A 26,111-nucleotide genomic window follows, 5' to 3' on the forward strand; every position below is an offset into this window, starting at 1 on the left:
CTTATTAATTTTTTACAACGGCTTTAAATTAGCATAGGCGACAACAAGCCATTTGCTACCTGCATCGGCAAAATTAACTTGAACTCGACTTTGAGCACCATTACCTTCATAGTTTAACACTACCCCTTCACCAAACTTTTGATGCAATACAGACTGTCCTAGTTTAAAGCCAGTACCTTCAAATGTTTCGAGTGAAATAGCATTAGCAAATCTTCCCGATGACTTGGGTCTAGAAACTTGATTGTGCATTCGAATTTCTTCAACGCATTCGCTTGGCAACTCCCTTAAAAATCGACTTGCTGGATGAATTTTTTCTTGTCCATATAAGCGTCGACTTTCAGCATGGCATAGGTACAGCTTTTCCATTGCTCGGGTCATACCAACGTAACAGAGCCTACGTTCTTCTTCCAAGCGACCTATTTCTTCCATCGACTGTTGCGACGGAAACATCCCTTCTTCTAAACCAGCTATAAAGACTAATGGAAACTCCAAACCTTTGGCTGAGTGCATGGTCATTAATTGCACGGCACTCTCAAATTCATCTGCTTGACCTTCCCCTGACTCTAGCGCTGCATGTGTAAGGAAACCGGTCAATTTCGTCTGTTCTTGCTCAAGTTCAGGGTCAATTTCAAATGTTTGGCACGCAGTGACCAATTCATTTAGGTTTTCAATCCGAGCTTCTGCTCTTTCACCTTTTTCTGCCTGATACATCGCTTTTAAGCCGCTTTGTTGAATAACAAAATTCGCTTGTTGATCAAGGTCTAAGTCTTTGCTGTCATCTTCTAGTTGATCAATAAGATCAACGAAAACACGAATAACTTTAGCACTACGACCTTTAAGCTGATCACTGGCCAACATTGCCTGACAAGCCTGCCACAATGTAACTTCCATACTACGCGCTGCATCACGTACCAATGCTAGTGTTTGATTGCCAATGCCTCGCGTTGGCGTATTGATTATGCGCTCAAATGCAGCATCATCATCGCGGTTATTAATTAACCTTAAATAAGCTAATGCATCTTTGATTTCTTGACGCTCGAAAAAGCGTAAGCCGCCATAAATACGATAAGGTAAATTAGCCTGCAATAGGGCTTCTTCTAATATACGAGACTGAGCATTACTACGATATAAAATGGCGACATCATTCAAGTCACCGTTTTCGTTCCGCCATTGTTCAATACGCCCAGCAATAAAGCGTGCTTCATCAATTTCGTTAAAAGCAGTGTATATGGCAATTTTTTCACCCTGTGCGCCATCCGTCCATAAGTCTTTACCCAATCGATTATTGTTGTTGCCGATCAATTTATTGGCCGCTGTAAGAATATTTGCCGTAGAACGATAGTTTTGTTCTAGCCGTATTGTCGTTGCGTCTTCAAAGTCATCTAAAAAGCGTTGAATGTTTTCAATTTTAGCGCCACGCCAGCCATAAATAGATTGATCATCGTCACCAACAATCATCACATTACTTTGCTCTCGTCCCAGTAAGTTTAACCACGCATATTGAATGGCATTTGTGTCTTGAAATTCATCTACGAGTATTTGCGAAAAGCGTTGTTGGTAATGTCGCAATAATACTGGGTGATTTAACCAAAGCTCATGTGCGCGTAGTAACAATTCCGCGAAGTCGACTAAACCCGCTCGATCACATGCATCTTGATAGGCCTGATATACTTTTACAAACGTTTCTTCCGTTTGATCGTAATGCGTTTCAATATGATTGGCACGTAATCCTTCATCTTTTTTACCGTTGATATACCATTGCATTTGCTTAGCAGGCCAACGTTTTTCATCTAAATTTAAAGCCCGAAGTACACGTTTTACTAACCTTAGTTGATCATCTGAATCAAGTACTTGAAAGCTTTGCGGTAAATTCGCTTCTTGAAAATGCATACGTAACAAGCGATGTGCTAAGCCATGGAAAGTACCGATCCACATTCCATGAATATTACCGCCAACTATTTGCTCGACACGCGCACGCATTTCCGCTGCTGCTTTATTCGTAAATGTTACCGCCAATATACTGTGAGGAGAGACTTGTTCAACTTGTTTTAACCAAGCTATTCGTTGCACTAGTACCCTAGTTTTACCACTACCAGCACCCGCCAGCACCAGCATATTCTGCAGCGGCGCGCCTACGGCTTCACGTTGTTTATCATTAAGTGAATCTAGTAGTTCAGATACATCCATTAAGTACTCTCTCGTATTGTTAATCTTAATTAAGTAAGCGATTTAATTCTGTTATATCACGTAGCTCTACTGTCGCTAATTGCGTAATAGGTTTACCAATATCATATGTAGAAACCCATGCCGTTTGGCAGCCAAACGTTGTGGCACCATAAATATCATTGAGACCACAGTCTCCAATATGCAAAAGCTCCTGTGGCTTAATGGCTAATTGTTGACATGTTAATGCAAACATATCTGGTGCTGGCTTTTGTTTTTTTGATAAATCGGCATGATGTATTTGGGTAAAATACTGAGATAACCCAATGGCCTGAGTATCAACATTTCCATTTGAAATAGCGACTAAAGGCCATTTTTTAGCCAGTTGGCTAAGTAATTTATGAATTGCTTCAGGTACTTTAAAATTACTGCGCTGCGTAATAAAAAAGTCTAACGCTTTCTGTGCCATGTCACCAGCAATCGATGAGTCATAACCCAAGGCGATAAAGCCTAAGTGGTAACTTTTCCGCCTAAGTTCTCCGACGTCGTGTATCAGCTTACTGTTTTCCAAGAGTGCTTGTTGGCGAAAGCGAAACCAAAAATGATAATCATATTCACCGACAGGCAGCAATTCGTTAAAATACTGTCGCATCTTAGCATCAGTCGCTAACATAACAGGCGCGTTATGATATAAAGTATCATCTAGATCAAAACTAATCGCCTTGAACGGCAATAGACGACGATTAAAGCGCATTACTTTGCCTGTAATTGAACAAGTAACTTGGCCACCAGTTTTCTAAATTGATTAAGCAATAACGTGTCCATCCGTGGCTCAAAATGGTCAGTATCTTGTGAACTGATCGCAATAAATCCAATCAACTCTTGATGATGTTCAAGCTTAATCAAAACTACCGAACCTTCGCACCGTTCATCAAAGATCAACTGTTGTTCACTTTGTTGAATACGTCCAAAATAATAATCTTCTTCATTAAGTCGATTCGCGATAATCTCTCGACAATCATTTTTAGCGATACACGAGTGTTCAAGCGTGTTTGGTGACACTAACCATAGTTTTAGCGCCTTGAGTGACAAGAGTTCTGTCGTAGCTTGATGCAAACAATCTAATAACTCTGCCCCACTTTCACAATCGAGTAACCGTAAATACAAATCACTGTACAACGAAAAGAGTTGCTCATTCTGATTAGCCACAGACATTAAATGCGTGATCTCTTCTTCAAGTGTCTGCACTTTATTGCGTAACGCCAATTGTTGACGTTCAACCAATGAAATTGCACCTCTGTGAGGGTCTGATAAACGTAAGCTGGTCACTAACGCTGGATGACGATTAAAGAACTCAGGATTTTCTTGTAAATAGGTAACAATAAGTTCATCTGTCAGTTGAATATCCACATCGGTTGCTGTCACCATATCTAATGACCCTTTCTCTGCAGATAATGGGGTATCTTGTTTACTCATATATGAATTTGTCCATCGAATACATGAACGGCTGGACCTGTCATTTTTACAGGATTTCCGGGGCCCTTCCAGTATATTTTTAATTTACCACCGGGTAATTGTACTGTTACTTGTTTAGCGAGTTTTTTCTGAATTTGGCCAACCACCACCGCTGCACAAGCACCACTTCCGCAAGCCAATGTTTCAGCTGCACCACGTTCAAATACGCGTAGTTTAATAAATTCAGGTGAAACGATTTCCATGAAACCAACATTGGCTCCTTGAGGAAATCGCTCATGAGTCGCTAGCTTTTCCCCAAGAGACTCAACAGGCGCGGTTTTAATATCATCAACCGTAATAACACAATGTGGATTACCCATCGAAACCGCTCCGCATAGCACGGTTTCATCTTCACTACGTAATATGTAGGTTCCTTCTGCTTTTTGTGCAGTAAAAGGTATTTTGTTTGGCTCTAACTGCGGCACGGGCATATTAACGGTGACATTACCATCGCGCTCAATAAACAACGTCATCTTACCTGAATGTGTGGATACACGTATTTTATGTCGGCCTGTTAAACCTTTCATTTTAACAAAACGTGCAAAACAGCGTGCGCCGTTACCGCACTGACTCACTTCACTACCATCAGCATTAAAAATACGATAATGAAAATCTAAATCCGGATCATAGGGCGGTTCAACTACCAACAACTGATCAAAGCCAATGCCAAAATTTCTATCAGCGAGCAGCTTAATTTGGTCATTAGGTAAATAAACATTTTGTGTCACATTATCGAGCACCAAAAAGTCATTACCCAAACCATGCATTTTCGAAAAATTTACTAACATGTCGCTCTCTTAAGGAAGCAAGGCTTCTCCTTGCCATAAACTTTCAAGCGTCTCACGCTCTCTAACAACAAAGGCTTTATCACCATCAACCATCACCTCTGCGGCGCGAGGACGACTGTTGTAATTAGAACTCATGGTAAACCCATAAGCTCCTGACGATCTTACAGCGAGTAAATCTCCAGCTTCAATAGCTAAAGCGCGATCTTTGCCAAGAAAATCACCCGTCTCACACACTGGGCCTACAATATCGTATGACCTTGTAGTCAAACTATTATTTTCAATCACAGGAATAATATTTTGCCATGCTTGATACAGTGCAGGGCGTATTAAATCATTCATGGCACCGTCAACAATGGCAAAATTACGCTCTTGGTTTGTTTTAATAAACTCTACTTCAGTCACTAGAATACCCGCATTTGCCATAATGGCGCGACCGGGTTCATAGATCAACGTAATATCTCTATCTGCAAGCTTTTGTGCAATCGCTTCTGCATATTGTTGTGGGTGGGGAGGCTGCTCATCTTGGTAACACACCCCGAGCCCACCACCTACATCAATGTGTGACAAATGAATACCTTGTTCAGCTAAATTATCAACAAGCAACAAAATGCGTTCAAGCGCATCTAAAAAAGGGGAAATTTCTGTTAACTGGGAGCCAATATGACTATCAATGCCTTTAACATCAATATGCGACAGCGTCGCTGCATGCGCATATATTCGGTATGCATCGTCAATACTGACACCAAATTTGTTTTCTTTTAGCCCCGTTGAAATATAAGGATGAGTACCGGCATCAACATCTGGATTTACACGTAACGAGATTGGAGCTACTTTATCCATCGACTTTGCAACTTGTTGAATACGTGCTAATTCGGCTTCAGACTCAACATTAAAACAATAAATGCCTTTATCAAGCGCGTACGCTATTTCATCAGACTTTTTACCAACACCAGAAAAAACGACCTTCGCTGGATCACCACCTGCTTCAAGTACCCTTGCCAATTCACCTTTTGATACAATATCGAAACCAGAGCCTAATCTAGCTAAAATATTGAGCACCGCTAAATTGCTGTTAGCTTTTACCGCGTAACAAACTAAGTGTTCTCGTCCTGCCGCTGCATTATTGAAGGCATGCCAATGACGCTCAATGGTAGCGCGAGAATAAATAAACAAAGGCGTACCATATTGTTTTGCTAACGCCGATACAGCGCAATCTTCGGCATACAGCTGTGCCGCACGACGATTGAAGAAATCCACTATTCTTGTTCCTGTTTTTCTGCCGGTCGCTCTACTGTTGCATGCTCTTTTGTTTTTTTCTCGTCCGATTCTTGATATAAAGGACCAGGCATTCCACAACTGGATAACAGCATTATTGACAGTAAGCCACCGAATATAATTGAATTTTGTTTACGCATTTTTGATTAATTCGATTTTTTTCCCATGATAGACGTTTTATAATCTCATGACCATCAAATACCAACGAATCGATAGTGAATTTTTTCGATTCAATAAAAGGATCACTCAATGAACGATACACAATACAATCTAATGGCCGACGAACTGTTATTGACCCTCGAAGAAGCAATAGAAGATTGTGGTATTGATATCGATTACGAAGGTGTTGGTGGCATGTTAACCCTTACCTTCAAAAATGCCAGCAAAATCATCATCAACAAACAAGCGCCGCTTCATGAAATATGGGTAGCAACCAAGTTTAATGGCCACCATTTTCATTTCGATAATAACCAGTGGCATGATAAACGCGGCGGCGGTGAATTTTGGCAATTTATTTCTGACGCTGTTTCAAAACAAGCAGACGCTCAAGTCACTCTAAGCGCATAATAGTTAGGACTCCTCATGACAAAACAGATCATTCGCATTGCTACACGTAAAAGTGCTTTAGCGTTGTGGCAAGCAGAGTATGTAAAAGCTCAATTAGAACACTTTCACGACAACCTTGCCGTGGAGCTCGTTCCAATGACGACAAAAGGCGATATTATTCTCGATACTCCATTGGCAAAAGTAGGCGGTAAAGGGCTTTTTATCAAAGAGTTAGAAGTGGCGATGCTAGAAGGTAATGCAGATATTGCCGTTCATTCGATGAAAGATGTACCTGTTGAATTCCCTGAAGGATTAGGGTTAGAGGTAATTTGTCCACGTGAAGATCCTCGTGACGCTTTCGTTTCTAATCATTTCAATAGTATTGACGAACTGCCACAGGGCGCAATAGTAGGTACCTCTAGCTTACGCCGAGAAAGCCAACTGCGGGCTAGACGCCCAGACTTAGTGATCCGTAGTTTACGTGGTAATGTGAATACACGCTTAGCGAAATTAGATGCTGGCGAGTTTGATGCCATCGTTTTAGCGTCCGCAGGGCTTATTCGCCTACAAATGTTAGACCGCATTCGTCAATATATTCCACCTGAAGTTATGTTACCCGCAAATGGCCAAGGTGCTGTCGGCATAGAGTGCCGTACAAATGATGAGACGATTAAAGCGCTATTAGCCCCTCTTGAATGCCATGAAACACGTATTCGTGTGTTAGCAGAACGCGCCATGAATAGTAAACTTGAAGGAGGGTGTCAGGTGCCTATTGGCAGCTATGCAACCTTAGATGGAAAACACATCTACCTTCGAGGATTAGTAGGGGCCGTTGATGGCAGTGAAATCATAAGTGACGAAGTACAAGGGGACGCCGAAAATGCAGAACAACTCGGCAATGCACTCGCTGAAAAGTTACTTGCGCAAGGCGCCGATAAAATATTAAAGCAGGTATATGAGCAATAGCTTGTACGTTCTCAATACCCGCCCACAACCCGCCTGCTGGCAATTACAGCAGGCGCTTGATAATGCGAGTATTAAAAGCATTTGCCAACCCTTACTTGAGTATCAGGCAAATAGTTCTAGCAAAGTACTAAAATCACTCGTTAACGAAGTTAAGCCCAACATTGTCATTTTTATCAGTCAAGCCGCTGTCGACTTTACAAATAACACATGGCCACTTCACGATTGGTTAACGCCAGAAACCACGTTAATTGCCGTTGGAAATAAAACTCGAGATGCGCTAAAAACGTTGGGGCTACAAGCAATATGTCCTAAACGCCATGATAGCGAAGGCATGCTAGCATTATCGCCATTATCTTCTCCTTACATTTCAAATAGCAACGTACTTATTATACGCGGCAATGGCGGCCGAGAACATTTAGCAACAACCTTGAATGCACGTGGTGCGAACGTACATTATTTTGAAAGTTATCAGCGAAATTGGCTAAATATTCCTGCAGAACAAGACAAAGTCTGGAAAAATAAGCAAATAAACGCTATGGTCATCACAAGTGAATCACAATTAATTCGCATGGTTGAACTGCTATCGCCAGTAAACGACTATTGGGCTAACAAATGTACGTTTGTCGTCCCTAGTAAACGTATTGCAGAAACAGGTCACTCGTTAGGCTTACGAAACATATTGATCAGTGACGGCGCCAATGACAGTGCCATCGTGAAAACTTTAAAAGGCATGGAATAACCACATGACAGCTCCCACTTCTCCTGATAATAAAACGCCGAATAGCAAGAAAGAAGCCCTTGGCTCAGATAAAGACAACAGCGAAAAAACAACGGTAGACACTAAAAGAGAAGATGTGAAAAAAAGCACACCTAGTGCCGCTCCAATTAAGCATACTAGCAATACTATTTCCAAAACGGCAGTGTTTGCAGTGTTATTATCTATCGTAGCACTTGCAGGTATCGGTGCGTTATTTTATTGGCAACAACAGGTCGCTGCAGAAAGACAAACGCTAATAGAAGCACAACTACAATCGTCTAATCGTGCAGCTTTAACGCTCATTGAGCAGCGCTTAGAGACACAAAAAATACGATTCAACGAAACGTTAAAGCAAGCTTTAGACACAGTTCAAGCTACGAATGACAACCGCATTGCTCAATTAAACGCACAAATCTCTCGATTATCGCAGTCTTCACCACAAGACTGGCTCATACACGAAGCAGAATATCTTATTCGTGTTGCAAGTAGAACGATGTGGCTAGAGAGAGACACCATTGCCGCAATAAACCTATTATCCGACGCTGATGAACGGCTCAAAGAACTCAATGCGCCAAAGTTTTTACCTATTAGACAACAAATACGCAAAGATATTGAAACGTTAAAGCAGTTACCTACATTAGCAACCGAAGAAGTAACGCTAACACTTATCGCGCTAGAAGAGCAGATTTGGCAATTGCCTCTTGCGATGGCCAAAGTGCCAGAGCCTGTGAAAGATGAAGATAATTTAACACTGTCTAATAGCACAGCAGATTGGCGTGAAAATTTAGCAAAAACATGGCATCGTTTTAAAGAAGACTTTATCACTATCAGACGACGCAATGGCAGTGTAGAGCCGCTTATGTCGCCGAGTCACCAACAAAATTTGAAAGAAAATTTATCGTTAAAGTTGCAACAAGCACAATGGGCCGCAAGTAAAGAAAATGAAGTGTTATATATTGCGTTATTAGATAAAGCACAAGCTTGGCTATTTAGTTATTTTGATACAAGCCAAGAAAAAACAATTAAATTTAACAATGTATTACAAAAGTTAAAGTCAGAGACAATAAAGTTTGACTACCCAACAACATTACAGTCACTCAATGCGATAAGAAATATTTTGCGTAAGCCAGCCCTAGAAAAACTACCCGACGAAAATCATACTGAGCAACCATCAGGGGAGCAAGTTAAACCTGCACAAAACACGAATCAAGAAGAAGGTGGAAACACTATATGAAACGCCTCATCTTAGCTTTAGTTATTTTCTTTGCAGCAGTTGCACTGAGTCCAATTTTAATTGGTGAAAAAGGCTACATTCTTGTTGCAATGGGAGAATATACCATTGAATCGACGGTCGTCACTGCGTTGATTTTGCTCGTACTATTATTTATTGGTTTATTGATCACGATAAAGGTACTTCGTGGCGGCTTATCATTAAGTTTCACTGCCTGGCATAAAGTAAGGTTTGCAGGCCAACGTCGCGCCTTAAGAAACTTACAGAAAGGTATATCGGCCTATGTACTTGGCGATAATAAGCAAGCAGAGCATTTACTCATTAAATCTGCAGAGGCTACCCCTTTTACCGAAATAGCCTATTTAATGGCTGCAAGTGCAGCGGACTTGCAAGGATTACCTGACAATACCAAACACTATTTAACGCAACTTAATGGCGATACATTAGATGCTAAAGAGACAGGCTTAGAATCTATTTTAGTCACCATAAAGCTATTGATGAGTCATCAAGAGTTTAAACAAGCGCGAGCGCTTATCGACAAATACCATAAGTTTATCGGACACGATGATCGTCTGCTAGGTTTAGAAATAAACTTAAGCTTAATTGAAAAGCGTTTTTACTATGTCGTGGAACAACTAAATAAAGCGAGAAAGAGTAAAATATTTACACCAAAACAATTAGCTGATTGGGAAAAAGCAGCATTTACGGGCGCCTTTACGCAGAAGATTGTAGAAGGTGATAATCAAGCGTTGAATGATTATTGGAATAGCTTTTCACGCAAAGTAAAACAACAAGAATCGGTATTACTAGCATATTGTCACGTACTTGCAGAAAATCGCATTAACGAGCCATTGACTAAAATTTTATTACCTATAATAAAGAAAGGCGCTAATGATCAACTACTGAGTGAAATGCGTCGGCTTCCGCTTACCCACGTTGAAGCACTTATCCAAGCAGTGCAAAAGCATTTACATCATGATGCTAAAAGTGCCAAATGGTTAACAGCCTTGGCGCATTTAGCTGCGATGGATAAACAATGGGATATGTCAGAAAAAGCATTTAATGCAAGATTGCACCTAGACGATGGTGCTGTCGACAAGTTTGACTTATTGACTTTCTCACACGTTTTAGAACAACAGAATAAACCTGAACAAGCACTGTCTGCATTAAGAAAAGCATTGATGCTTAATGACACTGAATCACAATAAAAGTTTTACATATACGTGGTTAGTAAAGCGCTAACCACGGCTATCATTAATAGCCGTAATACAGACCAGTTGAATACTTTTAATATCAATAATCCAGCACATATCATCGCAACATCACTTGCCGAGCCTACCGCACTAACAAACAAAGGTTGATAGAGCGCATTAAGTAATAACCCTACCACAGCTGCATTTACCGCTAAAATTACACCGGCAATATGGCGCTGCGCTGAAAGCTGATGCCAATGCGGCAAAAAAGCTAACATCAATAGAAACCCAGGCATAAAGATCCCTACTGTCGCAATTAACGCACCAAGAAACGGCTCAGCTGTTAACTCTACGCTGCCTAAAAAACTTGCAAAGGTAAACATTGGCCCCGGTATTCCTTGGGCAGCAGCATAACCTGCCATAAAGGCATCGTTACTCACTTGATCAACAGTCAACGATTGCAGTAAAGGTAAAACAACATGCCCACCACCGAACACTAAACTTCCCGCTTGAAAATAACGAGAGAAAAGCGATATTACTGTTTGCTCGTAGTGTAGCAAGCTCGCTCCTAACAGCACTAAAAATAGCCAAAACCAAATATTACGCCCAACAAATGAGAGCGAAACCTCAGCCTCAGTAGATTTATTTGCTGTTAACAGCAAGCCTCCAATGACAGCAGCAAAAACCAAAACAATCACTTGGCTAACCGGCGAAGGAAAAAGGAGTAAGAAAATCGCGGAGCAAAGGCATATACTTCGCGTCATTTTAGTTTGGCAAAACTGACGAAACATGCCATATACAGCATCAATTACAACGACTACAGCAACAATTTTTAATGTACTAATCAAGGCAGTAATAAAAGGGTGTTGATTGAATGCAGCATATGACATCGCAAATACTGACATGAGAAGAAATGACGGTAAAGTAAACGCCGAAAATGCCAAAAATGCGCCAATTAATTTACCTTGTTGGTAGCCAATCGCAAAACAAACTTGACTCGAACCCGGCCCAGGCAGAATCTGTGAAAGTGCCACTAAATTGGCATACTCTTCCGCTGACAACCACTTTTTTTCTTTAACAAAAGTACGATGAAAGTAGCCTATATGAGCGGCAGGCCCGCCAAAAGACAAGCAGCCAAGTAACAGAAATGAAATAAATATTTGCCACAAAGTAACTCAACCTCTTTTCGCAAAACCAATTACATTACCAATAATTAATGACAACTTGATGACATAAGCCAAGAAAGCCTTATTTAATTCCAGCGTTTACGCTGCCATTAAATAAGGCTCTCGACCTTGATGTTTAGCTTTTCGCTTGAATGAACCTTTACCTTTTTTCGCTTTTACCACTTGCGTTTTAAAGGCCTTTGACGTTACTAAAGCAGCTAAATAATTAGCTTTAATTTCACCTCTTTCGTGCGCTAATGCATAACTTTTATTGTCTTTTTTACTCATAACTTTTCCTCTTTTATAAATTCTCGCTATTATAAAAACAGCATGAATAAAAAAGATACATTTTTTCATCAATGACTCAACCAATAATTTTGATCAAACCAAAAATAAAATGCCATGGTTTATTCATTACCCTAATAAGCTTATTAGCTTTACTGATCATTACGCTCTTTAGTCAATTTTATTGGCAAGACGCAAAGTTTGTTTTAATGTTTTTGATTCTCGCCTCTATCGCGGGAGTAACACTTGGCGTTGTTAAATTACTTGAGCCCAAAGTAAGTTTTTATATTACGCCCAAATACCTTAAATTTAAGCACCGTAAAGGGCAATGGCAACTGAGTTGGCAGCATATTATGTCAATTAGACCACTAACCAACGCAAAAGGGATTGTATTGGATGAGCTTAATTATATTGGCTTAACACTGGATAATATTGAGAGCATTAAAGATAAGATCTCAGTTCGGCTTGCTAACCACCTAATACATGAGCAACAGCCTTTAGTTACTTATTGCGTTGCGAATAAACTGATTAAACCAGAACAGGCCGTGATTAATTTTGAACCATATCGGTGTGAAAATGGCGACAAAATCAAAGGACCAATCGCAGGGTTTCTTCATCAATGCCAAACATTAAAAGCAGCACTTGGTTCACACCTATTTATCACTGATGGCAATGTCGATCGATCATTAACAGAATTTTCGGCTTTACTTAGACATTGCAAAACCGCGAGTATTCATTATGAATAAAAAAAGCACCATTCGGTGCTTTTTTTATTAAATACATATCGTTTAAATAAAGGCAAAGGCGTCGCCAAACATATGGTCAATATCTGCACCATTTGCAACAAAGTCAGTACGTACAACACCAACCATATCAAATCGACCCGCAACATAGATATCATACTTATTTAAGTTTTCAATATCTTTCATGACAACTTTATGCACCATACCAACTTTACCAGCCCAGTCATCATGCGGAGTTTCAACAACAGGAATAAATTTGCCATTGGCTATCTTAGCAATGGTATTAACTGTTTGCTCAAGCTCATAGCATGCACTTGGGTCACGTAATCCCCAATACACTAGCACTTCTCGTTCACAACCTGTATCAGCAAGGTACTCAAACATCGATTTAATATAAGAAAAACCTGTACCGCCTGCCAATAATAATAAAGGGCGATCACTTTCTTGACGGAGTTCTGCATTGCCAAGAGGTATTTCAACTTGTACGGTTTCATTCGCTTTAATACGTTCGATTACCTGCATTGGATAACTGTCAGCACCAAATGCGCCAATTTGCAATTCGATTAACTCACGCTTTGGTGAACTGGCAATAGAAAATGGCCGTTTATCGCTTTCGTCCATAACAAAGTTCAAATATTGCCCAGGAAGAAAATCTACCTTAATTTCTGGTCGTAATAACACTTTATATACATGTTTAGTTAACGATGTTACCGACTCAACTTTACATTGCACTTGCTTCATTTAATAACCTTTATTGAACGCGATAATGCGCTACTGTTTCTCTTGTTTTTCGAGTGAGTCTTCAATACCAAGATCACACCAAATTTCATCTACTGCCGACTTAACGGCTTCATCCATAACAATGGGCTCTCCCCATTCTCTTTCTGTTTCACCCGGCCATTTATTTGTTGCGTCCATGCCCATCTTAGAACCTAACCCCGATACAGGTGATGCGAAGTCAAGGTAATCGATCGGTGTATTTTCAATCATCGTTGTATCTCGGGCGGGATCCATGCGTGTGGTCATCGCCCAGATAACGTCTTGCCAATCTCTAGCATTAATATCATCATCACATACGATGACAAATTTTGTATACATAAACTGTCGTAAGAAAGACCAAACGCCCATCATTACTCTTTTAGCATGTCCGGGGTATTGCTTTTTCATGGTGACCACGGCTAAACGATATGAACAACCTTCTGGTGGTAAATAAAAATCGACAATTTCGGGGAATTGCTTTTGCAAAATAGGCACGAATACTTCATTTAGTGCTACACCTAATATGGCTGGCTCATCAGGTGGCCGACCTGTGTACGTACTATGATATATTGGCGCTTGGCGTTGCGTAATATGCGTAACTGTAAATACAGGGAAGTCATCAACTTCGTTATAATATCCCGTGTGATCTCCATATGGCCCTTCTGGCGCCATTTCTTCAGGGTCAATGTAGCCTTCTAAAACAATCTCAGCTGAGGCAGGAACCTCTAAATCATTACTAATACATTTAACAACTTCTGTTTTACTACCACGTAATAAACCAGCAAAGGCATATTCTGACAAACTATCAGGTACCGGCGTAACCGCCCCTAAAATAGTCGCAGGATCAGCACCTAAGGCAACAGATACTGGAAATTTCTCTCCAGGATGTGTTTGTTTCCACTCTTGAAAGTCGAGTGCGCCACCACGATGTGATAACCAGCGCATGATCACTTTATTTTGACCAATTAATTGCTGACGATAAATACCTAAATTCTGACGCGCTTTATGCGGTCCTTTGGTCACTGTTAACCCCCAAGTAATAAGTGGAGCAACATCACCAGGCCAGCATTTTTGAATAGGTAACTGAGTTAAGTCAACATCATTCCCCGATAACACAACTTCTTGGCACAGCGCTTTTTTAACAACCTTAGCAGGCATATTCAATACTTGCTTGTAAACAGGAAGCTTCGCCAACGCATCTTTAAAACCTTTCGGTGGTTCAGGCTCTTTTAGCATAGCAAGTAATTTGCCTACATCTCTCAAAGCAGCAACATCTTGTTGTCCCATTGCCAAAGCAACTCTTTCAGGTGTTCCAAAAAGGTTCGTTAATACTGGAATATCATAACCTTCAGGGTTTTCAAACAATAACGCAGGACCACCCGCTCTTAACGTACGGTCGCTTATTTCAGTCATCACTAAATCAGTCGAAATAGGCATACTGATCCGCTTGAGCTGACCTAGCTTTTCAAGTTGAGTGATAAAGTCTCGTAAATCGCTATATTTCATTGATTACTTTGTTTGCTGTCAGTATTCACATTAAGGCGCGAATACTACACCATTGTGGGTGATTTGTCGTTCAAAAACACAACAAATTTATAGGCTGAGTAATCAAATTAATGCACTAAATATTGCATTAATAAGCGATGATGGTGATCGATAAACAAATAACACCTTATACTAACGGTAGGGAAAAGGAGCGCTACCAATGAATAAGTATATTTCAGTAATCTTATTATTATTTTTTACAGTAAACGTAAACGCGGCTTGTAACGACGCTGAATATAGAGAGTTTGATTTTTGGCTTGGTAATTGGCAAGTCACAACCCAAACGGACACGATAGTTAGGCATAATACAGTCGTTTCCATTAATCAAGGTTGTACGCTATTAGAACAGTATTCAACACCAGACGGATTCACGGGTAAAAGCCTCAATATATACGACCGGAAAAATAAACGTTGGCATCAAACGTGGGTTGATAGTCAGGGAAATTTATTACTGCTGTCAGGCGGTATGCAACAAGATAGTATGGTCATGACAGGCACGACAAGCGAAAAGGGCAATCAGGTCTTAAATAGAATCACCTGGACCCCCTTAAAGGGTGGCAAGGTAAGACAACTTTGGCAAAGTAGCCAAGACAATGGCAGTACATGGGTGACGGTATTTGATGGTTTGTATGAAGCCGTAACACAGAAATAAAAAACGTCAGCGTTGCTGACGTTTTTTAAATAATCTTACTTACGCTTCATCGAATCGAAGAATTCATCATTGGTTTTAGTCATGGCAAGTTTATCTATCATAAACTCCATAGCGTCAATTTCACCCATTTCATGTACGATTTTGCGTAGTATCCACATTTTTTGCAGTTCATCAGGCTTAGTCAATAACTCTTCGCGACGTGTTCCACTGCGGTTAAAATGGATAGCTGGGAATACACGCTTCTCAGCTATTTTACGAGAAAGGTGTAATTCCATATTACCGGTACCCTTAAACTCTTCGTAAATAACTTCATCCATCTTAGAGCCAGTTTCAATCAGTGCCGTTGCAATGATTGTTAAGCTACCGCCTTCTTCAATGTTACGTGCTGCACCAAAGAAGCGTTTTGGACGATGTAATGCATTCGCATCAACACCACCGGTAAGAATTTTACCCGATGAAGGAATAACGGTGTTATAAGCGCGTGCTAAACGGGTAATTGAATCAAGTAAAATCACCACATCTTTTTTATGCTCAACTAAACGTTTAGCTTTTTCTATGACCATTTCTGCTACTTGCACATGGCGGTTAGCTGGCTCATCAAAGGTTGAAGCAACAACTTCACCTTTTACTAGGCGTTGCATTTCAGTTACTTCTTCTGGGCGCTCATCAATTAATAGCACCATAAGCTCTGCTTCAGGGTGATTGTAAGCAATACTTTGCGCAATATTTTGTAGTAATAACGTTTTACCTGCTTTTGGCGGCGCAACAATCAAACCACGTTGGCCTTTACCAATCGGTGACGCTAAATCAAGTACTCTCGCAGTAATATCTTCAGTTGAGCCATTACCACGTTCCATGGTGATGCGCTGATTTGGATGAATCGGCGTTAAATTTTCAAATAAGATTTTATTACGTGAGTTCTCTGGACGGTCAAAATTAACTTCCGTTACTTTTAAGAGTGCGAAATAACGTTCACCTTTTTTTGGCGCGCGTATTTTACCAGCAATGGTATCACCGGTGCGCATGCTAAAACGTCGAATTTGACTGGGAGAAACGTAAATATCATCTGGACCAGCTAAATACGATGAATCAGCTGAACGTAAAAAGCCAAAGCCATCTTGTAGTATTTCTAAAACACCACCTCCAAAAATGTCATTGTCATTTTCGGCGTGCTTTTTAAGTATTGCAAAAATAATGTCTTGTTTACGTGTTCTAGCAAGGTCTTCTAACTGCATTGATTCAGCTAGTTTAACCAATTCATTGACGGATTTTTCTTTAAGTTCGGTAAGATTCATAGTGAAGTTCTTAGGCTGTTTACGGTTTATGTTGGCCTGCTGGCTTGTTGTTTGAATAGGGTTTGATTTGAAGATATGTTCTTTTCTGTTGAGTTATAAAGTTAGCATTAAATTTTTAAAGCGTAAAGTTACAAATCACATAAATTAAAAGGCTCGCAATTGGCGAGCCTTAAATCGACGTAAAGTTTATAGATTTGCGTCAATAAACTCTTTAAGTTGTGTTTTCGATAATGCACCAACTTTCGTATCTGCTACGGCACCATCTTTGAACAGCAATAATGTCGGAATGCCACGGATACCATACTTAGGTGGTGTCGCATCGTTCTGATCGATATTTAATTTTGCTACAGTTACCTGACCTGCATACTCTTCAGCAACATCATTAAGTAACGGTGCAATCATTTTACAAGGTCCACACCATTCAGCCCAGAAATCAACTAATACTAGACCTGATGCATTGATGACGTCAGCTTCAAAACTGTCATCTGATAGTTGAACAATTTTATCGCTCATTTTTCTCTCCGTTTGTGCTGGCCCTTTGCCAAATTGATCGAGATTATACGCGTATACAATGGAATTACCATAGCTAAAAGTTAATAGCATATATTCAATTTAACAGCAGTTTTATCACATTACTGCTAGTTTTTCACCGAAGGTTAGTAAAAAGGATTGAAATAATTGGCTGTTTTATGGTGAATTATTGCCTTGGATGTATTTATTACGACATTTACCTGTTAAGCTTAGCGGCTATGAACAAAACACATTTATCAGATAAAACATTTATCGAATTAGGCCTTGAGCCCACAGTAACAGCAGGCTTAACTGCTATGGGATTCGAGCAATGCACGAATATTCAAGCACAATCATTACCTATTTTAATTAAAGGTAAAGATATAGCAGGTCAAGCACAGACAGGTGAAGGAAAAACAATTGCCTTTCTTGCCGCCACTTTCCATCATTTGCTATCTAAAGGTAAGGCTGAACACAATCAACCACGTGCTTTAATTATGGCACCAACACGAGAATTGGCGATTCAAATTCACCGTGATGCTTTAGAAATGGCGAAATCAACAGGATTACGTTTAGGGGTAGTTTACGGTGGCGAAGGTTATGATAGTCAACGTCAATCGCTCGAAAGTGGCGTAGATATCCTTATTGGCACCTGTGGTCGGTTAATTGATTACTATAAACAGGGCATTTACCATTTAAATCACATTGATGTTGTTGTACTAGATGAAGCAGATCGTATGTTCGATTTAGGCTTTATCAAAGATATTCGCTATATGTTTAGACGTATGCCTCCTGCGACCGAACGCTTAAGTATGCTATTTTCAGCAACTTTGTCGTTCCGTGTTAAAGAGCTTGCATTTGAACATATGAATGACCCTGTAAGTGTAGAAATTGCACCAGAGCAAAAAACAAACACTCGCATCTCAGAAGAATTATTTTATCCTTCAAATGAAGATAAAATGCGACTACTGCAAACACTAATAGAAGAAGAGTGGCCAGATAAGGCTATTGTTTTTGCCAATACAAAACACAGTTGTGAAAATATTTATAATCATCTCATTGCCGACGGTATTCGTGTTGGATTATTAACCGGCGATGTACCACAAAAGAAACGTTTAAAAATTCTTGAACAATTCACCGCTGGTCAATTGGATATTCTCGTCGCAACAGACGTTGCTGCACGTGGTCTACATATCCCACAGGTAACGCATGTCTTTAATTACGATCTGCCTGATGATTGTGAAGATTATGTACACCGCATTGGTCGAACAGGCCGAGCAGGTGAAACAGGCCATGCTATCAGTCTCGCCTGTGAAGAATATGTATTTAATCTGCCAGCTATTGAAGACTATATTGAACATACACTCCCTGTAAGCAAGTATGATCATGATGCGTTAATCACTGATTTTGCAAAACCAAAACCTCGGCAAAGACGACATAAGCCTAATCAAGCTGGACAAAACCGCGGCCGACCAGGTGGTTACCGGAAGTAATAGGCAAAGAAAATAACATGTCAACAACTCAATCACCGTTATATGCCGTAATCGACTTAGGATCTAACAGTTTCCATATGTTGATTACACGCCAGCTAGCTAACAGTGTGCAAGTTGTTGACAAAGTAAAACGAAAGGTAAGATTAGCATCAGGTCTAGATACAGATCATGTACTCAGTGAAGAAGCCATTGCCCGAGGGCTAGAATGTTTGAGCTTTTTCGCTGAACGATTACAAGATATTCCTGAGCAAAATGTACGTATCGTTGCCACTGCAACAATTCGAATCGCTAAAAATCAAGCGGCATTTCTACAGCAAGCCGATAAAATACTTGGTCAGAAAATTCATGTTTTGTCAGGTGTTGAAGAAGCAAGCTACATATATCAGGGCGTAGCGTACACCAGTTATGGTGAATCTAAGCGTTTAGTCTTTGATATTGGTGGCGCAAGTACTGAAATTATTGTCGGCAAAGAGACAAAAGCCAATAAAGTTGTAAGTGTGAATATTGGTTGTGTAACATTTAATCAACAATACTTTTATGATCAAAGACTTAATGACGATAATTTTAATCAAGCTATCTTAGGCGCAAAGCGACAAATTGCGTCACTTGCCAGCGAATTTAACGCTATTGGTTGGCAAAAAGTATTAGGTGGCTCAGGTACCATGCAAGCGCTTTCAGAAGTACTTATGTTTCACCGAAAGCCCTCTTTAATTAGCCATGAGTTTCTACTCGAAATTAAAGCTCAACTCATTCATTGCGGCCATTTTGATGCCATTGAAATATCAGGACTTTCAAGCGAACGTAAGCCGGTTATTGCAAGTGGTGTTGCCATTTTAATTGCATTGTTTGAGACCTTTAATGTTCAACAGTTACAACTTTCTAGTGGTGCTTTGCGTGAAGGGTTGTTATATGAAATGCTGCCAGATGACCAAAAAGTCGATATTCGTCAACGAACAATAAACTCGCTCATGGAGAAGTTTCACGTTGATCATCATCATGCATGTAATGTGTTAACCCAAGCTAATACGCTATATGAAGGCTTCAACCCGTGCTGGCAGATAGATGACGATAATGCGTTAGCCATGTTAAAGGCTGCTTGTCAGCTCCATGAAATTGGATTATTGCTAGAGTTTAAACACCATCAGCAACACAGCGCATACATTATTGAACAAGGCCAGTTACCAGGTTTCGATCAATCAGATAAACAACTGCTAAGCGCTTTAGTCAAATTATATAAAGCAGATATCGACCCTACGTTATTAGCACGCCAATCAGCTTGTAAAAAGCAAACGGCCTATTACTTGCTCGCTATTATCCGTCTTGCCGTCATTTTATGCAGACGACGCAAAGACGACGTACTTCCAGTCTATAAAAGCCGTGCGACAACACATGGAATAACCCTTTGCTTACCAAAAGATTGGTTAGCTCAACACCCATTAATCGCAGATGAACTTCATCAAGAACATGCTTACCTAAACAAGATTGGGTTATCACTTAACATACAATGTTAAGCCAATACATTAGTTAGTTATGGTTTGTTTAAGTGCCCATATATTAGCTGATAATATTAAACAACCACCAACAATCATTTGCGTATTTACCTGTTCTCCAAGTAAGAAATAAGCAGCAATAATGCCGTAAACAGGTTCTAAGCTAACAGCAATACTCGCAGTAAGCCCTTTTAAACGCTTTAACGAAAAATTAAACATTGAATGTGACAATGCAGTAAAAACAACACCTAATATCAATAAGTATCCCCATTGTTGATTGGTAACTGCTACAGAAAAAAGCTCTATTAAAGGTAATAACAGCAGGGCTGCAAAACTGTTCTGATAAAACGCCACTTTCTTCGCACTAATATCTGCCACAAATTTACGGTTTAGTATCGTTAATAATGCGAAAGATAAAGCCGACATTAACCCCCATATTACCCCAGCTAAAATGGGTGACTCATCAGTGGAACTTGGTAAAACGAAGTAAACACCTACAACGGTAATTGTTGCTTGTATAAATGTAACCCAACGATATGCCTCTCGAAAAAACAAAGGCTCGAGTAACGCGACAAAAACAGGGAAGACTGCAAACGTTAATAAGCCAATTGCCACTGTCGACATTTGAATGGCAGTAAAAAAACTAACCCAATGAAAGCAGAGTATCGCGCCAGTTATCAACAATGCGATAAACCGGCGCGTAGAAATTAGAAAACTTTGTCGTTTAAAAATAAGAATTAACGCGATAGCAATGCTTGCAAAAAACGCTCGGCCAAAAACAATGTCTATCGGTGTTAATGATAGCCACTTTGCAAATAGGCCAGACAATGCAAATAACAAAACGGCGCTATGTAGCGCCGCAAATGCTTGTCGATAACTAGTCAACTAAAGCTATTCCTGCTCTTGCAACCATACGGCTACTTGCTTAGCAAAATAGGTTAAAATACCGTCAGCGCCAGCACGCTTGAAGGCTAATAATCCTTCCATTATACAAGGCTTCTCTGCTAACCAACCGTTTTGAATCGCAGCCATATGCATCGCGTACTCACCACTTACCTGATAGGCATACGTTGGTACTTTAAATTCATCTTTAACACGACGTACTATGTCCAAATAGGGCATACCCGGTTTTACCATAACCATATCTGCACCTTCTTCAAGATCTTGTGCTATTTCATGCATCGCTTCATCACTATTGGCAGGATCCATTTGATATGATTGTTTATTACCCCCCTTGATATTACCTGCCGAACCTACTGCATCTCTAAAAGGACCGTAGTAGTTAGATGCATATTTGGCAGAATAGGCAAGAATACGTGTATTCACATGACCTGCTAACTCTAACGCTTCACGTATTGCCCCGACACGACCATCCATCATGTCAGATGGGGCAACAACATCAGCACCAGCTGCGGCATGAGAAAGCGCTTGTTTAACTAAAACTTCCGTTGTTACGTCGTTTAATACATACCCTTCATCTTTACCTGACGCACCTAAAATGCCGTCTTGACCATGAACAGTAAACGGGTCAAGCGCAACATCGGTAATAACACCTAAGTCTGGAAAATTAGCTTTTAACGCTCGTACTGCTCGCTGCGCTAAACCGTCTGGGTTATAAGCTTCTTCAGCCAGTAGTGATTTTTTATTTTCTGGTGTTACAGGAAATAAAGCGATGGCAGGTATACCCAACTCAACAAGCTCAGCTGCCTCTTGTAAAAGCAAATCAATACTTTTACGTTCAACACCAGGCATAGAGCTCACTGATTCTCGCTGCTTTTCGCCTTCCAATACAAAAACAGGATAAATCAAATCATTAACCGTTAATTGATTTTCAGCCATTAATTGTCGAGAAAATACATCTCTGCGCATTCTACGCATACGACGCGCTGGAAACTTACCAAATTGGCCACTCATTTCATGCTCCTTAGTCTGCATTTGTCGCATTAGACACCATCGCCTTAACAACAACTTGATTACGGCCTTGCACCTTAGCGAGATAGAGTGCCTGATCAGCCGTGTTAAATATGTCAACAGGCGATACTTCTGCCTGTTGCTGATAGGTTGTTAAACCACAAGAAACCGTTAAAGATAATTGCTGTCCTTCTATAGAAAACGCCGTAGTCATGACTTTTTCTCGTATTTCTTCAGCTAAAGAAATTGCTCCTTTAGCGTCGGTTTCAGGCAGAATTAAACAAAACTCTTCACCACCATAACGGCAACCAACATCGCTACTACGTCGTAGCGTTTGCTTAATAAGTTGCGCAAGCGTGACTAAACAAACATCGCCAGCTGTATGACCATATTTATCGTTAATCGACTTAAAATGATCGATATCAATAACAATCATACTTAACGGCGTAAGGTTTCGACGACTGCGACGAAACTCAGCCAATAATTTTTGATCGTAATAGCGACGGTTGAATAAACCGGTCAACTCATCTTGAGTGTTCTTTTGCTCTAACTCTCTATTAGCTTCTTCAAGCTCTTGTAAGGCAATATTAAGCTCTAATGTTCGCTCTTGTACCGCTAGTTCTAACTGTTCTTGATTTTCATTTTGCAACGATAATAGCTCATCCTGCGCCTGTTTAGACTGAATAGCGCTTTCTAATGCCTGTTGCCTTGCGGCATTCTTTTCATACTTTTCATAACTTGATTGTCGCCCTAGAATAAAAACAATGAGCAACCCGGTTACCCAATACCCGGCCGTATATATTTGCGTATTAAAATGGTATCCATCATAAAAACCTATATTGATCGCAACAATAAAGCCCTGAACCACAACAAACGCTGCAAAAAGAGGTGCGAGTTGGTGCTTACACCTAGCTAAATGTATAGCAAGTGCAACAAGGAACAACGCCGTTACAATTTGTATAATGTTACTAATGAATATATTTTCATTGAAAGATAAGAAAAAGCTAATGCCAGCATAAGCGAGCAAACTCCAGCCAATTAAGTGAAAACTCCAATAAAGATATCGAGACTGCGTAGCTAACTTAAATAATTCACTACAGAACCATAAAATAAAAACAGCACCTAACGTAGTAAATAAAGGCAGCGCTTTGCCATGTATCTCAGGATAATGCGGAAATAAGATTGAAAAGTTCACACCATACATTGCAGCTAAATTACCCGCTAACGCGGCTAAATATGCAGCCAACAATAAAATGGCATGGTTAAAAGTCGAAAGAAAAACAAATAACAAAATAAGTACCATAGCTGACAATCCGCCAATGGCAATGCCTGAGATGAAATTATCTTCGCTAATATAATCGGTAAATCGATATTGGTTCAACGCACGAATTTGGACAACTCGATCAGCTAATGATGATAACTTTATGTAAAGCACCTTTTGTTCACTTTTATGCAAGGTAATTTGCGTAGTAACCACATTATTAAGTTGTCGCGTATTCGATAACAATAACGGTGAAGATAAATCTTTCGTACCCATATTTACTTGATAGAAGATAAATTGATACAAAAACTGACGGCCATCGATAACAAGATGCGTATCAACCGTTTTATCTAAAGTGTTTGTCAGCACCACTTTGAGCCAATTGTTACCTTCAGCAACATTTACATTGTTACTAGATAGTTGAAGCCATTGTGACGCTTTCGTCTTTTGTATCTGATTTATCGTCAGCGCTTGTTTTTGGGCTGATAATTTGAAAAATTCGATCTTGGTAGTGCTGTTATATAACTGTTTGTTACCAAATGTAGCACTAGCTGTTGCATGACTAGTATTAAACATTAACAAGTAGCTAATCGCCATCACGATACAAAAAGCAAGTCTCATTTATTGCTCCAAGCCAAAAACTCGACGACTATTTTGTTCGCTATACTGAACAATAGATTGCGTTGAGTACCCCGTTAACACCGATAATTCTTGCACAACATAAGATAAATAAGCAGGCTCATTGCGACTACTTTTTGGTCTAGGTCTAATGGTTTTAGGCGTTAAATATGGCGCGTCAGTTTCGATCATCAGACGCTCCAATGGCAGATGTTTAACGGCTTCTCTTAAATCACCTCCACGTTTTACGTCACATACCCAACCCGTCACACCAATATACATATCATGTTCCAGACACTTATCTAACTCAGACTTACTGCCTGTAAAACAGTGCGAAACAAAATTAGGGATCTGATCAACATATGGCAAAATAATTTCTAACCAGGGCTCAAAAGCGTCTCGTTGATGCAAAAAAACCGGCAATTGAACCTCTGCAGCTAACGCTAATTGCTCAGAAAACACCTGTTTTTGATTGTCTGGCGTAGAAAAATTCCGATTATAGTCTAAGCCACATTCACCAATAGCTTTAACATTTGAATCAAGGGTTAGTCGTCGTAATTGTTCGATATAGTCGTGTTCTACATGATCGGCATCATGTGGATGAACACCCGCTGTTGCATATAAAAAATAAGGATCATGCTGACATAGCGCAAGTGCATGTTTACTTTCTTTAACGTTTGTGCCCGTCACCAATAGCCCTGAAATATTCGCAGCCTTAGCTCGCGAAATTACATCAGCCCTATCCTTATCAAAGCGACTACTTGTTAAGTTAACACCTATATCGATCAAAATATCTGCAACTTTTATTAATAAATATTATTCACTTTTTGCATCGGGTTCTCGTTGATCTTCTTCAGACTCGTCATCGGTATGATAGAAACCAGCGATAAATACACCTACTTCAAATAACAATAGCATCGGCACCGCTAATAAGGTTTGCGAAATAACATCGGGTGGGGTTAATAACATCCCCATGACAAAAGCGCCGACGACAATATAAGGACGTTTTAATTTAAGCTTCTCTGGTGTAGTAAAGCCAGTCCAACATAATAATAAAATCACCACGGGTATTTCGAATGCCAAACCGAAAGCAAAAAACAGCTTCAACACAAAATCTAAATAACTGCTGATATCTGTCGCAATATTCACGCCTTCGGGCGCTACCGAAGTGAAAAAGGCAAAAACAATTGGGAAAACAATATAATAAACAAAGGTAATGCCGGCATAAAACAAAAAGCTACTGCCAAATAACAACGGCGCAACTAATCGTTTTTCCTTCTGATATAAGCCAGGCGCAATAAATGCCCAGATTTGATAAAGTATGTAAGGCATGGCAATGAAAACTGCGAGTACAATAGTGAGCTTAAAAGGGGCGAAAAAAGACGATGCCACATCTGTCGCAATCATTTGGCCACCTTCTGGCATTACGGCCAATAAAGGTTTAGAAACATACTCGTAAATGTCATTGGCGAAATAAACCATAGAGCAGAATACAATGAGCACAGCGAGTACCATTCGAAGTAAACGATCACGTAACTCAATGAGGTGATCAAATAAAGTATAGTGCGGTGTATTATCCATTACTGATCAGCTTCTTTTTTATCTTCAGTTTTACTTGGTTTTTCGTCGTCTAACACCTTGTTTTCATCATTTTTTTGGTATGGTTGCTGAACAGACTCTGCCGCTTCCTTTAAAGACTTAAGAGAATTAGCGACTTCCGGCGACAAATCTTCAAACTTTGATTGTTCAGCTTTTTTTAAATCTGCATGTAGTTCTTGAATACGTAATTCTTGAGAGATCTCATTTTGCACATTGCGACTAAAGCTCTTTACGCCTTTTATCCAGTCACTTACCGTTCTAATAGCTACAGGTAGACGTTCAGGCCCTAAGACCACAAGCCCTATGACGGAAATTAATAAAAGCTCCCAAAAACCGATATCAAACATGCG

General features: G+C 40.0%; 27 protein-coding genes. 9 read left to right on the top strand and 18 right to left on the bottom strand.

Features of this window, described 5'->3' with window-relative positions:
• Positions 1-12 precede the first annotated feature (12 nt).
• From uvrD to QUE09_RS17215, 6 genes are read right to left on the bottom strand one after another with little or no spacing between them, the layout of a single operon-like run.
• Positions 13-2,187 carry a DNA helicase II gene (gene uvrD, locus QUE09_RS17190; protein WP_286234103.1) on the bottom strand — a complete coding sequence of 725 codons (2,175 nt, stop codon included), beginning with the start codon at positions 2,185-2,187 and terminating at the stop codon, positions 13-15.
• A gap of 25 nt (positions 2,188-2,212) precedes the next feature.
• Positions 2,213-2,917, bottom strand: coding sequence for an HAD-IA family hydrolase (locus QUE09_RS17195; protein ID WP_286234104.1), 705 nt, complete (start codon positions 2,915-2,917; stop codon positions 2,213-2,215).
• On the bottom strand, positions 2,917-3,639 hold the full coding sequence (locus QUE09_RS17200) for a DUF484 family protein (protein WP_286234105.1): 723 nt from the start codon (positions 3,637-3,639) through the stop codon (positions 2,917-2,919). The genes QUE09_RS17195 and QUE09_RS17200 overlap by 1 nt, the downstream gene beginning before the upstream one ends.
• Positions 3,636-4,466 (bottom strand): diaminopimelate epimerase, encoded by an 831-nt coding sequence (dapF, locus tag QUE09_RS17205; RefSeq protein ID WP_286234106.1) that lies wholly within the window; start codon positions 4,464-4,466, stop codon positions 3,636-3,638. Before dapF ends, QUE09_RS17200 begins: the two co-directional genes overlap by 4 nt.
• 9 nt (positions 4,467-4,475) lie before the next feature.
• Positions 4,476-5,723, bottom strand: a complete 1,248-nt coding sequence (gene lysA, locus QUE09_RS17210; protein ID WP_286234107.1) for a diaminopimelate decarboxylase — start codon at positions 5,721-5,723, stop codon at positions 4,476-4,478.
• Entirely contained in the window at positions 5,723-5,881 is a 159-nt protein-coding gene (locus QUE09_RS17215) for a lipoprotein (RefSeq protein ID WP_286234108.1), read from the bottom strand. Before QUE09_RS17215 ends, lysA begins: the two co-directional genes overlap by 1 nt.
• Before the next feature lie 109 nt (positions 5,882-5,990).
• On the opposite strand from QUE09_RS17215, the gene cyaY reads away from it, so the two are divergent.
• The 5 genes from cyaY to QUE09_RS17240 are packed head-to-tail and all read left to right on the top strand — an operon-like array spanning position 5,991 to position 10,449.
• Positions 5,991-6,308, top strand: coding sequence for an iron donor protein CyaY (gene cyaY, locus QUE09_RS17220; RefSeq protein ID WP_286234109.1), 318 nt, complete (start codon positions 5,991-5,993; stop codon positions 6,306-6,308).
• A gap of 15 nt (positions 6,309-6,323) precedes the next feature.
• Entirely contained in the window at positions 6,324-7,253 is a 930-nt protein-coding gene (gene hemC, locus QUE09_RS17225; protein ID WP_286234110.1) for a hydroxymethylbilane synthase, read from the top strand.
• Complete coding sequence (locus QUE09_RS17230) at positions 7,243-7,992, top strand: uroporphyrinogen-III synthase (RefSeq protein WP_286234111.1); 750 nt, start codon at positions 7,243-7,245, stop codon at positions 7,990-7,992. The genes hemC and QUE09_RS17230 overlap by 11 nt, the downstream gene beginning before the upstream one ends.
• A 4-nt stretch (positions 7,993-7,996) precedes the next feature.
• Complete coding sequence (locus QUE09_RS17235; protein WP_286234112.1) at positions 7,997-9,244, top strand: uroporphyrinogen-III C-methyltransferase; 1,248 nt, start codon at positions 7,997-7,999, stop codon at positions 9,242-9,244.
• A complete protein-coding gene (locus QUE09_RS17240) occupies positions 9,241-10,449 on the top strand; it encodes a heme biosynthesis HemY N-terminal domain-containing protein (RefSeq protein ID WP_286234113.1) in 1,209 nt (402 codons plus the stop codon). Before QUE09_RS17235 ends, QUE09_RS17240 begins: the two co-directional genes overlap by 4 nt.
• A gap of 5 nt (positions 10,450-10,454) precedes the next feature.
• On the opposite strand, the gene chrA is transcribed toward QUE09_RS17240, so the two are convergent.
• Entirely contained in the window at positions 10,455-11,603 is a 1,149-nt protein-coding gene (gene chrA, locus QUE09_RS17245) for a chromate efflux transporter (protein WP_286234114.1), read from the bottom strand.
• Positions 11,604-11,699: 96 nt separating this feature from the next.
• Complete coding sequence (arfA, locus tag QUE09_RS17250; RefSeq protein ID WP_286234115.1) at positions 11,700-11,888, bottom strand: alternative ribosome rescue factor ArfA; 189 nt, start codon at positions 11,886-11,888, stop codon at positions 11,700-11,702.
• A gap of 71 nt (positions 11,889-11,959) precedes the next feature.
• Here arfA and QUE09_RS17255 point away from each other — a divergent pair, with 71 nt between their 5' ends.
• A complete protein-coding gene (locus QUE09_RS17255) occupies positions 11,960-12,631 on the top strand; it encodes a DUF2982 domain-containing protein (RefSeq protein ID WP_286234116.1) in 672 nt (223 codons plus the stop codon).
• A gap of 42 nt (positions 12,632-12,673) precedes the next feature.
• Here the strand turns inward: QUE09_RS17255 and fre are convergent, their stop codons facing one another.
• Together fre and ubiD are read right to left on the bottom strand one after the other, a co-directional pair.
• Positions 12,674-13,369, bottom strand: a complete 696-nt coding sequence (gene fre / locus QUE09_RS17260) for an NAD(P)H-flavin reductase (protein WP_286234117.1) — start codon at positions 13,367-13,369, stop codon at positions 12,674-12,676.
• Positions 13,370-13,399: 30 nt separating this feature from the next.
• A complete protein-coding gene (gene ubiD, locus QUE09_RS17265) occupies positions 13,400-14,893 on the bottom strand; it encodes a 4-hydroxy-3-polyprenylbenzoate decarboxylase (RefSeq protein WP_286234118.1) in 1,494 nt (497 codons plus the stop codon).
• A 199-nt stretch (positions 14,894-15,092) separates the two neighbouring features.
• Here ubiD and QUE09_RS17270 point away from each other — a divergent pair, with 199 nt between their 5' ends.
• Complete coding sequence (locus QUE09_RS17270; RefSeq protein ID WP_286234119.1) at positions 15,093-15,584, top strand: hypothetical protein; 492 nt, start codon at positions 15,093-15,095, stop codon at positions 15,582-15,584.
• A 35-nt stretch (positions 15,585-15,619) separates the two neighbouring features.
• Here QUE09_RS17270 and rho read toward each other — a convergent pair whose 3' ends face one another.
• Both rho and trxA read right to left on the bottom strand, forming a co-directional pair.
• Complete coding sequence (gene rho / locus QUE09_RS17275) at positions 15,620-16,879, bottom strand: transcription termination factor Rho (protein WP_074496772.1); 1,260 nt, start codon at positions 16,877-16,879, stop codon at positions 15,620-15,622.
• 186 nt (positions 16,880-17,065) lie between these two features.
• Positions 17,066-17,392 (bottom strand): thioredoxin TrxA, encoded by a 327-nt coding sequence (gene trxA, locus QUE09_RS17280; protein WP_286234120.1) that lies wholly within the window; start codon positions 17,390-17,392, stop codon positions 17,066-17,068.
• 236 nt (positions 17,393-17,628) lie between these two features.
• On the opposite strand from trxA, the gene rhlB reads away from it, so the two are divergent.
• Both rhlB and QUE09_RS17290 read left to right on the top strand, forming a co-directional pair.
• Positions 17,629-18,882, top strand: coding sequence for an ATP-dependent RNA helicase RhlB (gene rhlB / locus QUE09_RS17285; RefSeq protein ID WP_286234121.1), 1,254 nt, complete (start codon positions 17,629-17,631; stop codon positions 18,880-18,882).
• Positions 18,883-18,899: 17 nt separating this feature from the next.
• Positions 18,900-20,393, top strand: coding sequence for a Ppx/GppA phosphatase family protein (locus QUE09_RS17290; protein ID WP_286234122.1), 1,494 nt, complete (start codon positions 18,900-18,902; stop codon positions 20,391-20,393).
• A gap of 9 nt (positions 20,394-20,402) precedes the next feature.
• On the opposite strand, the gene QUE09_RS17295 is transcribed toward QUE09_RS17290, so the two are convergent.
• Genes QUE09_RS17295 through tatB form a run of 6 tightly spaced genes read right to left on the bottom strand, consistent with a single transcriptional unit; the run spans position 20,403 to position 26,108 of the window.
• Positions 20,403-21,257: a DMT family transporter gene (locus tag QUE09_RS17295; protein WP_286234123.1), complete on the bottom strand. Its 855-nt coding sequence runs from the start codon at positions 21,255-21,257 to the stop codon at positions 20,403-20,405.
• A gap of 6 nt (positions 21,258-21,263) precedes the next feature.
• On the bottom strand, positions 21,264-22,286 hold the full coding sequence (gene hemB / locus QUE09_RS17300; protein WP_286234124.1) for a porphobilinogen synthase: 1,023 nt from the start codon (positions 22,284-22,286) through the stop codon (positions 21,264-21,266).
• Between the two features lie 10 nt (positions 22,287-22,296).
• Positions 22,297-24,165, bottom strand: a complete 1,869-nt coding sequence (locus QUE09_RS17305) for a sensor domain-containing diguanylate cyclase (protein ID WP_286234125.1) — start codon at positions 24,163-24,165, stop codon at positions 22,297-22,299.
• On the bottom strand, positions 24,166-24,951 hold the full coding sequence (locus tag QUE09_RS17310) for a TatD family hydrolase (RefSeq protein ID WP_286234126.1): 786 nt from the start codon (positions 24,949-24,951) through the stop codon (positions 24,166-24,168).
• 27 nt (positions 24,952-24,978) lie between these two features.
• The gene (gene tatC / locus QUE09_RS17315) at positions 24,979-25,743 is read right to left on the bottom strand and encodes a twin-arginine translocase subunit TatC (RefSeq protein ID WP_286234127.1); all 765 of its coding nucleotides are present in this window, start codon (positions 25,741-25,743) and stop codon (positions 24,979-24,981) included.
• Positions 25,743-26,108, bottom strand: a complete 366-nt coding sequence (tatB, locus tag QUE09_RS17320; RefSeq protein WP_286234128.1) for a Sec-independent protein translocase protein TatB — start codon at positions 26,106-26,108, stop codon at positions 25,743-25,745. Before tatB ends, tatC begins: the two co-directional genes overlap by 1 nt.
• Positions 26,109-26,111 lie beyond the last annotated feature (3 nt).

It is taken from the genome of Thalassotalea sediminis, from assembly GCF_030295915.1.
GTDB classification, from domain to species: Bacteria; Pseudomonadota; Gammaproteobacteria; order Enterobacterales; family Alteromonadaceae; genus Thalassotalea_C; species Thalassotalea_C sediminis.

Bases quoted from the DNA above. Each gene is read 5' to 3' on its own strand.
- uvrD (WP_286234103.1), bottom strand. From the start codon at position 2,187: ATGGATGTATCTGAACTACTAGATTCACTTAATGATAAACAACGTGAA.
- QUE09_RS17195 (WP_286234104.1), bottom strand. From the start codon at position 2,917: ATGCGCTTTAATCGTCGTCTATTGCCGTTCAAGGCGATTAGTTTTGAT.
- QUE09_RS17200 (WP_286234105.1), bottom strand. From the start codon at position 3,639: ATGAGTAAACAAGATACCCCATTATCTGCAGAGAAAGGGTCATTAGAT.
- dapF (WP_286234106.1), bottom strand. From the start codon at position 4,466: ATGTTAGTAAATTTTTCGAAAATGCATGGTTTGGGTAATGACTTTTTG.
- QUE09_RS17215 (WP_286234108.1), bottom strand. From the start codon at position 5,881: ATGCGTAAACAAAATTCAATTATATTCGGTGGCTTACTGTCAATAATG.
- cyaY (WP_286234109.1), top strand. From the start codon at position 5,991: ATGAACGATACACAATACAATCTAATGGCCGACGAACTGTTATTGACC.
- hemC (WP_286234110.1), top strand. From the start codon at position 6,324: ATGACAAAACAGATCATTCGCATTGCTACACGTAAAAGTGCTTTAGCG.
- QUE09_RS17230 (WP_286234111.1), top strand. From the start codon at position 7,243: ATGAGCAATAGCTTGTACGTTCTCAATACCCGCCCACAACCCGCCTGC.
- QUE09_RS17235 (WP_286234112.1), top strand. From the start codon at position 7,997: ATGACAGCTCCCACTTCTCCTGATAATAAAACGCCGAATAGCAAGAAA.
- QUE09_RS17240 (WP_286234113.1), top strand. From the start codon at position 9,241: ATGAAACGCCTCATCTTAGCTTTAGTTATTTTCTTTGCAGCAGTTGCA.
- arfA (WP_286234115.1), bottom strand. From the start codon at position 11,888: ATGAGTAAAAAAGACAATAAAAGTTATGCATTAGCGCACGAAAGAGGT.
- QUE09_RS17255 (WP_286234116.1), top strand. From the start codon at position 11,960: ATGACTCAACCAATAATTTTGATCAAACCAAAAATAAAATGCCATGGT.
- fre (WP_286234117.1), bottom strand. From the start codon at position 13,369: ATGAAGCAAGTGCAATGTAAAGTTGAGTCGGTAACATCGTTAACTAAA.
- ubiD (WP_286234118.1), bottom strand. From the start codon at position 14,893: ATGAAATATAGCGATTTACGAGACTTTATCACTCAACTTGAAAAGCTA.
- QUE09_RS17270 (WP_286234119.1), top strand. From the start codon at position 15,093: ATGAATAAGTATATTTCAGTAATCTTATTATTATTTTTTACAGTAAAC.
- rho (WP_074496772.1), bottom strand. From the start codon at position 16,879: ATGAATCTTACCGAACTTAAAGAAAAATCCGTCAATGAATTGGTTAAA.
- trxA (WP_286234120.1), bottom strand. From the start codon at position 17,392: ATGAGCGATAAAATTGTTCAACTATCAGATGACAGTTTTGAAGCTGAC.
- rhlB (WP_286234121.1), top strand. From the start codon at position 17,629: ATGAACAAAACACATTTATCAGATAAAACATTTATCGAATTAGGCCTT.
- QUE09_RS17290 (WP_286234122.1), top strand. From the start codon at position 18,900: ATGTCAACAACTCAATCACCGTTATATGCCGTAATCGACTTAGGATCT.
- hemB (WP_286234124.1), bottom strand. From the start codon at position 22,286: ATGAGTGGCCAATTTGGTAAGTTTCCAGCGCGTCGTATGCGTAGAATG.
- QUE09_RS17305 (WP_286234125.1), bottom strand. From the start codon at position 24,165: ATGAGACTTGCTTTTTGTATCGTGATGGCGATTAGCTACTTGTTAATG.
- tatC (WP_286234127.1), bottom strand. From the start codon at position 25,743: ATGGATAATACACCGCACTATACTTTATTTGATCACCTCATTGAGTTA.
- tatB (WP_286234128.1), bottom strand. From the start codon at position 26,108: ATGTTTGATATCGGTTTTTGGGAGCTTTTATTAATTTCCGTCATAGGG.